At 64.9% G+C, this 13,561-nt stretch carries 15 protein-coding genes; 7 read left to right on the top strand and 8 right to left on the bottom strand.

The window, feature by feature from the left end:
* The first annotated feature begins 112 nt into the window (after positions 1-112).
* Positions 113-673: a carboxymuconolactone decarboxylase family protein gene (locus AB7M16_RS21065; protein ID WP_172788298.1), complete on the top strand. Its 561-nt coding sequence runs from the start codon at positions 113-115 to the stop codon at positions 671-673.
* Between the two features lie 16 nt (positions 674-689).
* Here the strand turns inward: AB7M16_RS21065 and AB7M16_RS21070 are convergent, their stop codons facing one another.
* Together AB7M16_RS21070 and AB7M16_RS21075 are read right to left on the bottom strand one after the other, a co-directional pair.
* Complete coding sequence (locus AB7M16_RS21070) at positions 690-2,273, bottom strand: diguanylate cyclase (RefSeq protein ID WP_453945108.1); 1,584 nt, start codon at positions 2,271-2,273, stop codon at positions 690-692.
* 184 nt (positions 2,274-2,457) lie between these two features.
* Entirely contained in the window at positions 2,458-3,330 is an 873-nt protein-coding gene (locus tag AB7M16_RS21075) for a hypothetical protein (protein WP_453947237.1), read from the bottom strand.
* Positions 3,331-3,543: 213 nt separating this feature from the next.
* Between AB7M16_RS21075 and AB7M16_RS21080 the strand changes: the two genes are divergently transcribed.
* Positions 3,544-3,789 (top strand): hypothetical protein, encoded by a 246-nt coding sequence (locus AB7M16_RS21080; RefSeq protein WP_260381706.1) that lies wholly within the window; start codon positions 3,544-3,546, stop codon positions 3,787-3,789.
* Between the two features lie 11 nt (positions 3,790-3,800).
* On the opposite strand, the gene AB7M16_RS21085 is transcribed toward AB7M16_RS21080, so the two are convergent.
* Positions 3,801-4,736, bottom strand: coding sequence for an alpha/beta hydrolase (locus AB7M16_RS21085; RefSeq protein WP_453945109.1), 936 nt, complete (start codon positions 4,734-4,736; stop codon positions 3,801-3,803).
* Positions 4,737-4,877: 141 nt separating this feature from the next.
* On the opposite strand from AB7M16_RS21085, the gene AB7M16_RS21090 reads away from it, so the two are divergent.
* On the top strand, positions 4,878-5,765 hold the full coding sequence (locus AB7M16_RS21090) for a branched-chain amino acid aminotransferase (protein ID WP_453945110.1): 888 nt from the start codon (positions 4,878-4,880) through the stop codon (positions 5,763-5,765).
* 106 nt (positions 5,766-5,871) lie between these two features.
* Here AB7M16_RS21090 and AB7M16_RS21095 read toward each other — a convergent pair whose 3' ends face one another.
* Together AB7M16_RS21095 and phaR are read right to left on the bottom strand one after the other, a co-directional pair.
* A complete protein-coding gene (locus AB7M16_RS21095) occupies positions 5,872-6,492 on the bottom strand; it encodes a class I SAM-dependent methyltransferase (protein WP_453945111.1) in 621 nt (206 codons plus the stop codon).
* Positions 6,493-6,534: 42 nt separating this feature from the next.
* Positions 6,535-7,125: a polyhydroxyalkanoate synthesis repressor PhaR gene (gene phaR, locus AB7M16_RS21100; protein WP_172788304.1), complete on the bottom strand. Its 591-nt coding sequence runs from the start codon at positions 7,123-7,125 to the stop codon at positions 6,535-6,537.
* Positions 7,126-7,439: 314 nt separating this feature from the next.
* Between phaR and AB7M16_RS21105 the strand changes: the two genes are divergently transcribed.
* The 3 genes from AB7M16_RS21105 to yddG all read left to right on the top strand — a co-directional run bounded on the left by AB7M16_RS21105 (position 7,440) and on the right by yddG (position 10,598).
* Positions 7,440-8,618, top strand: a complete 1,179-nt coding sequence (locus AB7M16_RS21105; protein WP_453945112.1) for an acetyl-CoA C-acetyltransferase — start codon at positions 7,440-7,442, stop codon at positions 8,616-8,618.
* Between the two features lie 242 nt (positions 8,619-8,860).
* Entirely contained in the window at positions 8,861-9,586 is a 726-nt protein-coding gene (phbB, locus tag AB7M16_RS21110; RefSeq protein ID WP_080140541.1) for an acetoacetyl-CoA reductase, read from the top strand.
* 142 nt (positions 9,587-9,728) lie between these two features.
* Positions 9,729-10,598, top strand: a complete 870-nt coding sequence (gene yddG / locus AB7M16_RS21115; protein WP_172788307.1) for an aromatic amino acid exporter YddG — start codon at positions 9,729-9,731, stop codon at positions 10,596-10,598.
* Between the two features lie 7 nt (positions 10,599-10,605).
* On the opposite strand, the gene AB7M16_RS21120 is transcribed toward yddG, so the two are convergent.
* Entirely contained in the window at positions 10,606-11,028 is a 423-nt protein-coding gene (locus AB7M16_RS21120; RefSeq protein ID WP_172788308.1) for a cupin domain-containing protein, read from the bottom strand.
* Between the two features lie 23 nt (positions 11,029-11,051).
* The gene (gene gloB, locus AB7M16_RS21125; RefSeq protein ID WP_172788309.1) at positions 11,052-11,819 is read right to left on the bottom strand and encodes a hydroxyacylglutathione hydrolase; all 768 of its coding nucleotides are present in this window, start codon (positions 11,817-11,819) and stop codon (positions 11,052-11,054) included.
* Between the two features lie 108 nt (positions 11,820-11,927).
* On the opposite strand from gloB, the gene AB7M16_RS21130 reads away from it, so the two are divergent.
* Entirely contained in the window at positions 11,928-12,674 is a 747-nt protein-coding gene (locus tag AB7M16_RS21130) for a methyltransferase domain-containing protein (protein ID WP_172788310.1), read from the top strand.
* 95 nt (positions 12,675-12,769) lie between these two features.
* On the opposite strand, the gene AB7M16_RS21135 is transcribed toward AB7M16_RS21130, so the two are convergent.
* Entirely contained in the window at positions 12,770-13,540 is a 771-nt protein-coding gene (locus AB7M16_RS21135; protein ID WP_453945113.1) for a DUF4167 domain-containing protein, read from the bottom strand.
* Between the last annotated feature and the right edge of the window lie 21 nt (positions 13,541-13,561).

Below are 13,561 nucleotides of genomic sequence, written 5' to 3' on the forward strand. Positions count from 1 at the left end.
TAGCCGAGATCTCCCTGGGATTTGCGAAAGGGCAAGGTCGTCACGGCAACTTCACTTGCCTTGCGATCTCCTGCGGGTGACGGTTGCCTCTTCTCAATGAGGAGATCCCGCCGTGCGCCTTCCCATTCTCGATCCGAAAGACCTGAGTGCTGAGCAGAAGCCGCTCTATGACGACATGCAGGCCGGCATCAAGGACCACTTCAAGGGCTTTGTGAACATGCGCGAGGACGGCGCGCTGCTCGGGCCCTGGAATCCCTGGATCCGCGAGCCGCGCTTCGGCAAGCCGGTGTGGGAGCTGGTCAAGGCGATTGCGTCGAACCCGCTGCTGCCCGCGCCGGTGCGCGAGGTCGCGATCCTCGTCACCGGCTCGCATTTCCGCTCCGGTTACGAGCTCTATGCCCATGTGCTGGTGGCCGAGCAGCGTGGCCTCTCCGACGAGAAGCTCGCGACCATCGTCGCCGGCCAGCGGCCGGTCGATCTCACCAAGCAGGAGGCAGTCGCCTACGACATGGCCTCGGCCCTGGTAAGCGGCGGCGTGCTGCCCGAGCTGACTTATCGTGCGGCCGTGAAGGAATTCGGCGAGCACGGTGCGGCCGAACTGTCCTATCTCGTCGGCGTCTACTGCATGGTCTCGGTCACGCTCAACACGTTCGACGTGCCGGTGCCCGAGTAGACGGCAACTGCTGCCGTCACTCCGCCGCCTTGTTTGCAGGGGGCGGGGGCATCCAGGCTATGCAGCGGTTGCGGCCCTCGGCCTTGGCCTGGTAGAGGGCATGATCGGCCGCGACCATCAGCGCATCGATGCCGGACATGCTGACGGTGGCCTCGGCAATGCCGATGCTAACGGTGACACCGAACTGCACCTTGTCGGCAAAGACCTGCGTGCTCATCACGCGCTTGCGGATGCGCTCGGCTACCGTTCTCGCCCTGGACAGGCTGGTTTCGGGCAGCAGCACGGCAAATTCCTCGCCGCCGAGACGGCCGACGATGTCCGATTTCCGCTTGCCGTCAAGGCAGGCGGCCGCAACCGCCTTGATCGCCGCATCGCCCACGGCATGACCGTGACGATCGTTGACCGACTTGAAGTGATCGATGTCGAGCATCAACACGGAGACAGAGCGATAATAGCGTTGAAAGCGACTCCATTCCGCTTCGAGGTTGTCGAGGAAGTGGCGGCGATTGTGGAGGCCGGTGAGCGGATCGGTGGTGGCGAGCGTCTCCAGCATTGCGGCCTTTTGCGTCAGATCGGTGATGTCGACATAGGTCAGCATGCGCCCGCCATTCGCCATCGTGGTGCAATGGGCCCGGATGCGGCGTCCGTCCGGCGTCTGCAGGTCGCGCACGTGATCGCCGGCCTTGACCTCCTCGACACGCCGCGCCGGAAACTTCGCGAGCTCGCTGTTCGGAAGATTGGGCGCGCTGGCGCGATGCAGACGTCGGACCAGCGAGGAATAGGCCGGGCGGCTCGCCGCCTCGTCTTCGCTGACCTCCCAGAACCGCCGCATCCGCCGGTTCATGAAGGTGGCGTGCAGGTCGGCATCGAGCAGCAAAACGCCGTCCTGGACATTCTCCAGCGCATCCCGCAGCAGCTTCAACTCGTCGGAGGTGCGCACGATATCGGTGACGGGCGTATAGGTCAGCATGCGCCCACCGTCGGGCAGCGGCGTGACCTGAACGCGTACGACATCGCCATTGGTTCGGCGCACGTCGATTGGGGTTGGATCGCCCGACTCAATCACACGGACGCGCTCCGCTATCAGTGCATCGAGGTCCGGGTCCGGCACCTCATAGGCGCCGGTATCGCGCCCGTGATGCAGCAGGGTGAGAATGGATGGATTGCTGTCGGCAACCTCGTCGGGCAGGCGCCACATCTGACGAAACGACCGGTTGATCAGCCGCGCCCTCAGGTGAGAATCGAGCAGCACGATGCCAGTCGGCACATGATCGAGTGCGGCGCGCAGCGCCAGCATCTGGCTGCGCATCAACGCGTCGGACGAGCGTTCCCGTTCCTCGCCGGCTGCTGGCTCGATGCTGTTCGGCTGCTCGAAGGCGACGCCGGCCTGACGGTCCGATCGCCAGATCACGCGGCAGGTCAGGATCTCGCGCCCCGCGAGCCGGAGCTGGAAGCGCTCGGGTACGCCCAGGCCACTCTCCATCTCGAGCGTCGCGGCCTCCTCGGTCAGGCGGCGTACCACGCAATCGATCGACGACTGGCCGAAATTGAAAAAGATCTTCCCAGCAAGGAACGTCCGTTCCGAAACCAAGCGGGACATTCGCGGCCTCCAAAGCGAACACGACCGAAGAGCCGGCGTAGTTTCGCGCAAGCTTCTTTGCGGCGATGTAACGCAATCGATGTTCCGGAATGAGGATTAATGATCGGTTGACGGCGATGCGGAATGCTGTCCGGCCGGTCAAGCGCTGCCGCCGCGCCTGAGCGAAAATTCCTCGCGAATGCAGTCAGTTGCGCACCGCATAGAGCGGCGTTCGCAACGTCAGCTGGTACGACGGCTTCGGCATCCAGGCGATCTGCGCGGTGATGCCGAACAGGCGGTTGTCGTTGTCGTCCATGCGATCGAGGTCGAGCCGCAGGACCGGCTGGGTGAAGGATTCCGCGAGCGTCCGGCCCGCGAGCTGGGCACCGGCGAACGACTGGATGCCGAGGCGCCCGGTGAACTTCCAGTTGCTCGGCCATTGGTAATAGCCGCCTGCATAGAGGATCGTGTTCGGCCGGATACTGGCGAACGGGCTGGCAACGGTGGTGTAGGTATATTGCAGGCCGGCCAGCCAGCCCCGCGTCTCGTCCTCGTCGAGCGCGTAGTCGAATTCCAGGATGTTATTGAAGGAATTCGTCATGCCCTGCTCGTTCGGCACCGACTGCGTCAGCGTCGATTGCAGCGTGATGGTCGGGATCTTGCCGCCATTCTGCTGGTAGAGATCGGCCTGCACGCCGATGTTCCAGCTCGTGATGTCGAAGGACGACCAGCCGCCGCCGATATCCGTCGTCGTACCGGATACGCCGCCGTAGAGCGAAACGCGGTCGCTGACGTCGACGGTCAGCGGCAGGTCGATCGCAATCGATTTCGCGGCCGGCAGTCCGTTCGGCAGCGTCGTGCCTCGTTGCGCCGCCAGGGCTTGGAATGCGGCCGACAGCGAGGTGTTGCCGAAGCCGAGCGCGAGCGTGCCTGCGGGGATCGTCGCATAGATGGTGCGGAGGTCGAGATAGATGTTCGGGACGGTCGGCTTTGCGGGCTCGTCCTCCTCATCGTCGGCGGCGAAGGCGCCGCCAGCCGGGATCGCCAGACACAGCAATCCCGCCGCGGCAGCGCGCAATGCCGGACAACGGGGTTGGCTGCGAAGAGGCACGTGACGGTCCGACGCGTGGCGATGTGGGGGCAAGACCGTTGTTAGATGGAACGTGATCGCCCGCTTGGTCAAGCGCTATCCGCAGGCGATGGACGGCGTGGACATGTGCGGTTACCCTGCCGTGATCGCACGGACACATTCGCCCGCCACTGTGCTGGCCGAACAATGGAGGAGACAGCCATGAACACGTCACGCCGCATCCTGCTCACCGGTCTGGCGGGGCTCGCCGTTGCTCCGACTGCTGCGGCGGCTGTACCCACGGCCGAGCCCGGCGAAGTGACGGTTGCGGAGGAGCGCTTCGCGCGCACGATTGCGGCGGCGCATGCGCCCGACCTCACCTGCGCATGGCAGGCGGAGCGTTACGCGGACACGCACTGGCCGGAATATGTCGGGGCAGCGCGCGCGGTGATCGGCGCGCGCGTGTGATCAAAGCGCTCTCACCTCTTCACCGCCCGCCGCACCTGCTCGCCGATTTGCGACAGCACGAGCTGTGACTGCGGCAGGATTGCGCCCATGGCGTGGAAATTGTGAACCATCCCCTCGTGGCAGACATGCTCGACCGCCACCCCCGCGGCGAGCAGCTTGCGCGCATAGGCATTGCCCTCATCGCGCATCGGGTCGTACTCGGCGGTGTGGATGATCGCGGTCGGCAGGCCCGTGAGGCGTGTCGCGCGCAACGGAGAGACGCGGGGATCGGCAGTATCCCTGCCGTGAGGCAGATAATCGGAAAGATCGGCTTCGATCGTGACGCGATCGATCAGATGGCCCTCGGCAAAGGCCTCGCGCGAAGGCGAGGTCTCCTCGAAATCCAGCACCGGACAGATCAGGCACTGGGCGGCGATGGAGAGGCCGGCGGTCTGCGCCGCATTCTGGCAGACGATCGCCGCGAGTGTGGCGCCGGCGGAATCGCCGCCGATGACAAGGCGGTCAGCGTCGATGCCGAGCGATGCCGCCTCGCGCGCCACCCATTCGGCGGCGGCGATCGCGTCCTCGACGGCTGCGGGGAACCTGTGCTCCGGCGCGAGCCGATAGTCGACCGACACGAGGCGGCAGCCGGTGGCATGCGCCAACGCCGCCGCGATGCGCTCATGCGTGGCAATGCTGCCGGCGACGAGCCCGCCGCCATGAAAGAACACGAAGCCCGGTGCGGGCGCTTCAGTGCCTGCCGGCGTGTAGAGGCGATAGGGCAACTCGCCGCCGGGGCCGGGCAGCATGCCGTCGGAGGTCGTCACATCCGGCGCCTCGGCGCGGGCGAACTGCATCAGCTTGGCCAGCGATTGCCGCCGCTCCTCCACGCTCGGCCGGCTCCGCGCCTGCGGCGCAGCCACGGCCATCATGGTCAACAGACGCTTTGCGAGCGGATCGAGCGGCATGGGGCACTCCATATCGTGGTCAGCATTATAGCCGGTTTGCTCTGTCTTACCCTTTCCTCCAGAGAGGGGTGGCTAGCCCCGCAGCAAATCGTTTAGAAATTGGGACAATAGTGCCCGCATCTTTGCAAGGGGAGGCCGGTCATGGCCGAGATCAAGAAGCCCATCGACTACTCGCCGAGCTGGACCTTCTTCGAGGGCAAATGGCACGACGGCAACGTGCCGATCATGGGCCCGCGCACGCATGCGGCCTGGCTCGGGTCCGTCGTGTTCGACGGCGCGCGCGCATTCGAGGGTGTTGCGCCCGATCTCGACCGTCACGTCGCCCGCGCCAATCAATCTGCGATCAATTTCGGCCTGAAGCCGGTGGTCGATACCGACGCCTGGCTGACGCTCGCGAACGAAGGCATCGCGCGCTTTGCCGCACATGCCGAGCTCTATGTCCGCCCGATGTACTGGGCGCAGAACGGAAGCGGCGGCGGCGTGCTGTTCGACCCCGAGACCACCAATTGGTGCCTGTGCATCTATGAAGCGCCGATGCCAAAACCCGTCGGCAACGCCATCACCTTATCGCCGTTCCGCAGGCCGACGGCCGAATGCGCGCCGGTCGAAGCCAAGGCCGCCTGCCTCTACCCGAACAATTCGCGCGCGCTCGCCGAAGCTGCTTCGCGCGGCTTCCAGAACGCGCTGATGCTCGACATGCTCGGCAACGTCGCCGAGTTCGGCAATTCCAACGTGTTCATGGCCAAGGACGGCGTGGTGTTCACGCCGGTGCCGAACGGCACCTTCCTCAACGGCATCACGCGCCAGCGCGTCATCAGCCTGCTTCGCGCCGACGGCGTCACCGTGGTCGAGAAGACGCTGCGCTACGCCGACTTTCTGGCCGCCGACGAGATCTTCTCCACCGGCAATTTCGCCAAGGTCGCGCCCGTGATCCGCATCGACGAGCGCGAGCTGAAGCCGGGCCCGTTCTACACCAAGGCGCGCAAGCTCTACTGGGACTTTGCGCATGCCGTGAAGATGGCGGCATAGGTGCCAGTCCCTCCTTCATTGCGAGCGCAGCGAAGCAATCCAGAGTCTTTCCGCGGCGGCAGTCTGGATTGCTTCGCTGCGCTCGCAATGACGAGTTTGTGGCCGCTCACAAGCCGCGCCGCCGAAACCGGCTGAACTGAAACGCCTGGCTCGAACCCCACGGCGTGTGATGCGTCTCGCTTCGCGTCTCGACCAGCTCGAAGTCCGGCCCGAGCTCCGCCGCAAGGCTCGCGCTGTCATGGCGCTGCACCGGCAAGCCGCTGCATTTCTCGGGGCCGTCGGGTGCAAACGTCGCAATGATGACGTGGCCGCCAGGCTTGACCGTCGACCGCAGGCGCTCCACGTAAGCCGCCCTGTCGCGCGGATCAGTCAGGAAGTGAAACGCTGCGCGATCGTGCCAGACATCGTAGGTCCTGGCCGGATGCCATGTCGTGGCATCGGCAACGATCCAGTCGACGGTCGAAGCGGCCTGACCGATGCGCTTCTTCGCCGCCTCGAGCGCATTGGCAGAAAGATCCAGGACGGCGACGTCGTGATATCCGTCCTGCAACAGCGCATCGACCAGCCGCGATGCGCCGCCGCCGATGTCGATGATGGCCGCGTCACGATCTGAGCCGGCTCCGCGAATCATCGCGAGCGACGTCGCGGGGCTATCCTGATACCAGCTGACCTCGGCCTCGCCCTTGGTGGCGTAGACATGGTCCCAATGGGTGCTTCGGTCAGACATGGCTCGCCCTCCCGCATACAAGGGGCCGGCGTGAATGAAAGACTATTCGTCCTTCTTCGACATCCGCTCGAGGCGCTCCTGCATTTCCTTCATCTGCTGGCGCAGCTCGTCGATGTTGCTGTCCTTCGGCGCCTCGGCATTCGCATCGGGCTCCGGCTCGGGAGTAGTCGCCGGGCGGGGCGCAGCGAACGGCTTGAACATCGAGAAGGTCTGCTGGAACAGCTCCATGTTGCGGCGGACTTGCTCCTCCAACGGAGCAAAAGGAGTGCCGGACAGCGTATTGGCGATCTGCTTGCGGAACTTCTCCTGCTCCTGGGTCAGGGTCGCGATCGACTGCTCCAGATATTTCGGCACCACCATCTGCATGCTGTCGCCATAGAAGCGGATCAGCTGGCGAAGGAAGGTGGTCGGCAAGAGGTTCTGGCCGGCCTTGTTCTCCTGCTCGAAGATGATCTGCGCGAGCACGGAGCGGGTGATGTCGTCGCCGGTCTTGGCGTCATAGACCAGGAAATCTTCGCCGTCCTTGACCATGGCGGCGAGGTCTTCCAGCGTCACATAGGTGCTCGTTCCGGTGTTATAGAGCCGGCGGTTCGCGTATTTCTTGATGGTGGTGGGTTGGTCTGATTTCGCCATGGGCTCTCACTTGCAAACGCGGAGAACGGGTAACCTGTCGGGCAATGCCGCAGGGCGGGAAGAGTACGCAACGCAACAAAATAAGCATTTTCAAAGGGCTCACGCTACCGTTTTGTGCGGCACGGTTAATTGCAGAGCAAGATCGTGCTTGCGAAAACGCCAAGAACGCTATTTTGAATGCGCTGCGGTATGAATTCGGTGCCCAGCCGATTGACATGCCTCAACGACGTTAACAGGATGGCTGACGAGACTGGCGATCGCTTTCCAGCCCCGCCTGCCCCCATCACAAGAACCTCAAGCCCCAGGAGATGCCCATGTCAGACGATGTCGTCATCGTCAGCGCCGCCCGCACCCCGGTCGGAAGCTTCAACGGAGCGTTCGCGACCCTTCCCGCCCATGACCTCGGCGCCATTGCCATCAAGGCCGCGCTGGAGCGCGCCGGCATCGAGCCCGGCCGGGTCTCCGAAGTCATCATGGGTCAGATCCTGACCGCCGCCCAGGGCCAGAACCCGGCCCGCCAGGCTTCGATCGCCGCCGGCATTCCGGTGGAGAGTCCGGCCTGGGGCGTCAACCAGCTTTGCGGCTCGGGCCTGCGCACGGTTGCGCTCGGCTATCAGGCGCTGCTCAACGGCGATTCCGAGATCGTGGTCGCCGGCGGACAGGAATCCATGAGCATGGCCCCGCACGCCCAGCATCTGCGCGGCGGCGTCAAGATGGGCGGCCTCGAGCTGGTCGACACCATGATCAAGGACGGCCTGTGGGATGCATTCAACGGCTACCACATGGGCAACACCGCCGAGAACGTCGCGCGGCAATGGCAGATCACCCGCGCCCAGCAGGATGAGTTCGCGGTCGCCTCGCAGCAGAAGGCCGAGGCCGCGCAGAAGGCCGGCAAGTTCAACGACGAGATCGTTCCCGTCACCATCAAGACCCGCAAGGGTGACGTCGTCGTCAGCGCCGACGAATATCCGCGCCATGGCGCAACGATCGACGCGATGGCCAAGCTCAAGCCCGCCTTCGAGAAGGACGGCACGGTGACCGCGGGCTCGGCCTCGGGCATCAACGACGGCGCCGCCGCCGTGGTGCTGATGACCGCCAAGCAGGCCGCCAAGGAAGGCAAGAAGCCGCTCGCGCGGATCGTGTCCTGGGCGCAGGCCGGCGTCGATCCGAAGATCATGGGCTCGGGCCCGATCCCGGCCTCGCGCGCCGCGCTGAAGAAGGCCGGCTGGAGCGTCGGCGATCTCGATCTGATCGAGGCCAATGAAGCCTTCGCGGCACAGGCCTGCGCCGTCAACAAGGACCTCGGCTGGGACACTTCCAAGGTCAACGTCAACGGCGGTGCGATCGCGATCGGTCATCCGGTCGGCGCATCCGGCGCACGCGTGCTGGTGACGCTGCTGCACGAAATGCAGAAGCGCGATTCGAAGAAGGGCCTCGCCACGCTGTGCATCGGCGGCGGCATGGGTATCGCGATGTGTCTGGCGCGCGACTGATCTTACACGCAGCTGACGCGTGCGCCGCACACGTCAGCGCGTGCGTTGCACGCGACTAAAAAGGCGGCGGTTGCAAATCAAATATTCTTCGCAACCGCGCAAGCCTCGACTAAAGAGAAACGCCCGGCTCGATGCCGGGCGTTTTGTTCTTGATGTCCGTCAAACCAATCGCATAATCCCTAGCTAAAAACGATCACGTCAGAAAAGTCCGAAGAGTCCAAGGAAGAGGGAAGGAATACGACATGGCACGTGTTGCACTGGTGACGGGTGGTACGCGGGGCATCGGAGCTGCGATCAGCAAGGCGCTGAAGGCGGCCGGCTACAAGGTCGCGGCAAGCTATGCCGGCAACGATGCGGCGGCGGAGAAGTTCAAGGCCGAGACCGGCATCGCCGTCTACAAATGGGACGTCAGCAATTTCGACGCCTGCGCCGAAGGCGTGAAGAAGGTCGAGGCCGAGGTCGGCCCGGTCGACGTGCTGGTCAACAATGCCGGCATCACCAAGGACGGTGCCTTCCACAAGATGAGCCTCGAGCAATGGAACGCCGTGATCGGCACCAATCTCGGCTCGCTGTTCAACATGTCGCGCCAGGTGATCGAAGGCATGCGCGGGCGCAAGTTCGGCCGCATCATCAACATTTCCTCGATCAACGGGCAGAAGGGGCAGTTCGGTCAGGTCAATTATTCCGCGGCGAAAGCCGGCGAGATCGGGTTCACCAAGGCCCTGGCACTGGAGAACGCCAAGGGCGGCGTAACCGTGAACGCGATCTGCCCCGGTTACATCAACACTGAGATGGTGCAGGCGGTGCCGAAGGACGTGCTGGAGAAGGCGATCCTGCCGCTGATTCCGATCGGCCGTCTCGGTGAGCCCGAAGAGATCGCGCGCGCCGTCGTGTTCCTCGCCGCGGACGAAGCCGGCGCCATCACCGGCTCGACGCTGTCGGTCAACGGCGGCCAGTACATGGTGTGATGCGATCGCATCACGCAGGCTGATATTGTCCACACCGTCATGCCCGGGCTTGTCCCGGGCATCCACGGCCTTACAACAGCCGTCGCCACGGAAGAACGTGGATGGCAGGGACAAGCCCGGCCATGACGGAAACATTGGGCCGATGACTCCCCGCACTGCCACGCTGATCGGCTTGACCGCGATCCTGATGTGGTCGCTGCTGTCAGTGATGACGGTGGCGACCGGAAAGATCCCGGCGTTTCAGCTCGCTGCGATGACGTTTGCGATCGGGGGTCTCGTCGGTCTGCTGACCTGGATCGGGCGGAGCGAGGCGGCGAAAAGCCTTAAGCAGCCGCTCGTCGTCTGGGTCGTCGGCGTCGGCGGCCTGTTCGGCTATCACGCGTTGTATTTCCTCGCGCTGCGCTTCGCCCCTCCGGCGGAAGCCGGCCTCTTGAATTACCTGTGGCCGCTGTTGATCGTGCTGTTCTCGTCGTTCCTGCCGGGCGAGCGGCTGGCGGCGCACCACATCATCGGCGCCGTGCTCGGCCTCGTCGGCACCGTGCTGCTGTTCGCCGGCAACACCTCCGGCTTTGCCCCGGGAACTGTGCCGGGATTGATCGCAGCCTTCATCGCGGCGTTCGTCTGGGCGACCTATTCGGTGCTGTCGCGCCGGTTGAAAGCGGTGCCGACCGATGCGGTCGCGGGCTTCTGTCTTGCCACGGCCATATTGGCCGCGCTGATGCACGGCCTGCTTGAAACTACGGTCTGGCCGGAGACGGGCTTGCAATGGCTCTCGGTCATCGCGCTCGGCATCGGCCCGGTCGGTGCCGCCTTCTACGCCTGGGACATCGGCATGAAGCGCGGCGACATCCGCGTGCTCGGCGCGGCCTCCTATGCGACGCCGCTGCTCTCGACAGGATTCCTCATCGCTGCCGGCTTCGCCAAGGCCAGCGCCAACATCGCCCTTGCTGCGATCCTCATTGCCGGGGGCGGCCTGATCGCGGCCAAGGACATGGTGCTGCGGAAGCGCTGATTGGAAGCTACGGCTCCCAGCTGGGCGGCGCGAGCTCGAAGCCCGCGAACTCGAAAGCGGGCGCCACGGTGCAGCCGACCAGCGTCCACTCGCCTGTGGTTTCCGCCATCTGCCAGGCCAGCGCAGGCACGATCGCCTGCGGCCGCTCACCGCCGATCAGGTCGGTGCCGAGCCGCACCTCGTGCTGCGAGCAGCCGTCATGGGCAATGCGCAGCGTCAAGGGGCTGCCGGCGTAATAGTGCCACGTCTCCACTGCATCGACGCGATGCCAGTGCGAACGCTCGCCGCGCGCGAGCAGGAAGTAGATCAGAGTCGAGCGCGAACGCCCGTTGGCGTCCGTGCTCTGGTCGCGAAACGTCTCGCGATAATGTCCGCCTTCGGGATGCGGGCGGAGCTCGAGGCGTGCGATGATCTCGGCTGCGGTCGGCATCGATCCTCGTCGGGATGTGTGCTTCAGGACTTGTTCTTGCGCTCGCGCAGCTCGCCGAACACCGCAGCGGGATCCGCGCCCTTCATGTGCAGCTTGGCCGCGACCGCCGGTTCGTCGGCGCGCAGGAAGACGTTGGCGCGCTTCTCCTCACCGAGCAGGGAAGGAATGGTCGGCTGGTTCTCGGCGCGGAGCTTCGTCACCTCCGCAGCGCGCGCCTGCAGTGCCGCGTTGTCGGGCTCGATGGTGAGCGCGAACTTGACGTTGGAGGCCGTGTATTCGTGGCCGCAATAGAGCTTGAAGTCGTCGGGCAGGGCGCGCAGCTTCAGCAGCGAATCCCACATCATCGGATAGGTGCCCTCGAACACGCGTCCGCAGCCGATCGAGAACAGCGTGTCGGCGGCGAACACCGTCTTCTCGTTGTCGAACACGTAGGAGATGTGGTCGAGCGTATGGCCGGGCGTCTCGACGACACGCGCCAGCAGATTGCCGATCTTGACCACGTCGGCATTGGCGACGCGCAAGTCGACATTTGCGATCTTCGTGGTCTTGTCGTGCGGCGCGACGACGCGGCAATTGTATTTCTGCTTGAGCTCCGCGACCCCGCCGACATGATCGCCATGATGATGGGTGATCAGGATGTCGGTGAGCTGCCAGCCCTCGCGCTCCAGGGCCTTGAGGATCGGGCCGGCCTCCGGCGCGTCGATCGAGGCCGTCGCTTTGGTTTCCACATCGTGGATCAGATAACCGAAATTGTCATTTAAACAGGTGAAAGTACGAATTTCGGCGGCCATGTCATCTCCATCGCGCTCAGCCCCGTCCGACAAATATGGCGTTAACGTTGCGCAGGCAATGCAATATTCCGCGCGCAGCGGCGCCCTCGCGCATGTTACATTGCTGTCATGACCATCGACGTCGTCGACCTCCGCGAGTTCTATTCCCGCCGCCTCGGCATCGTGGCGCGGCAAATGATCAATCGCGGCATCAGGCAGCGCTGGCCCAACGCCGAGGGCCAGCGGGTCCTCGGCATCGGCTATCCCACACCCTATCTGGGGTTGTTCCGCGAGGACGCCGAGCGCTGCCTGGCCTTCATGCCGGCGGCCCAGGGTGTCCTGAAATGGCCGACGGGACGGCCGGCGCTGGCCTCGCTGGTGGACGAATTCTCACTGCCGCTCCCCGAGGCAGCGGTCGACCGCATTCTCCTGGTGCACGCGGTGGAGATGTCGGACGATCCGGCCGCGCTGCTGCGCGAGGTGTGGCGCGTGCTGTCGCCGTCCGGACGCGTCATCGCGGTGATTCCGAACCGGCGCGGGGTGTGGACCCGAACCGACAGCACGCCGTTCGGTCACGGCCGGCCCTATTCGCGCTCGCAGATCACCGAGCTGTTCCGCCAGACCTGGTTCACGCCGACCGCCTGGGGCGAGGCGCTGTTCATGCCGCCCTACGCCGGCGGCTGGGTGCTGAAATCGGCCCAGATGTGGGAGCGCGCCGGCGCCGCGCTGTCGCTGCCCTTTGCCGGCGTCCACATCGTGGAGGCGACCAAGCAGGTCTACCGCGCGATCCCCGCCAAGCGCGAGCGGGCGCGGCTGATTCCCTCGCTCGCCAAGCCCGTGCTGGTGCCGTCCTCGACGACGGTGACGCGCGGCTAGCAGCCTCGGCTCTCGCCGATTCAGCGGACCGACATCCTCAAAAACAAATCGTCCCGGCGAGGCCGGGACGATTCAAGTCGGAAAGTCAGAAAAGCTTACTCGCCCGAGGCGACTTCGTCGCTGGAAGCGACTGGAGCGGCTTCACGCTCCGGGCGCGGGCCATGCGGCCGGCGCCGCCGGCGCGGATAGCGCTCGCCGCCACCGCCGCCCTCGAAGCCGCCCTGACCGCCGTTCACCTGTGGCTGCGCGCCGGTGATGAAGGAGGGCAGACGGTCGACGCCGCCGGCATCGGCGATGACGGGCTGCGGCTGGTTGGCGGGTTGCGGCTGCGGCTGCGGCTGATATTGCGGCTGCGAACGGTGATCGCGTTCGCGGTGCTCGCGCGGCTGCTGGTTGTCACGTTGATAGGGCTGATTGTCGCGCGGCTGGTGATCACGCTGGTGATGATCGCGCTGGCCGTCGCGGTCGCGCATGAACGGCTGCTGCTGAGGCTGCGGGACGAAGCCGGGCTCCTGGCCGAAGGCCGAGAAATTCTCGCCGTCCTCGTCGCCGTCCTCGCTGCTGGCGACGGGCTCATCGCCGCGCGGCTGCTGGTTCTGACGGAACTGCTCCTGGGCCGCCGCGATCAGGCGGAAATAATGCTCGGCGTGCTGGTAGTAGTTCTCGGCTGCAACGGGATCGCCGGAGGAGCGCGCGTCACGCGCAAGCTGGAGATACTTTTCAGCGATGTGCGAAGCGGTGCCGCGAATCTTGATGTCGGGCCCATTGGACTCGTAGACCCGGGTCATCGGGTTCTGGCCGCGCCGGTTGTTGTTGTTATTGTTGTTGCGGTTGCGCATCCGCTGCTTGTTTTGACCGTTTCTCATGTCCTGCCTTTAATTCCAGCC

The organism is Bradyrhizobium sp. USDA 372, assembly GCF_053629095.1.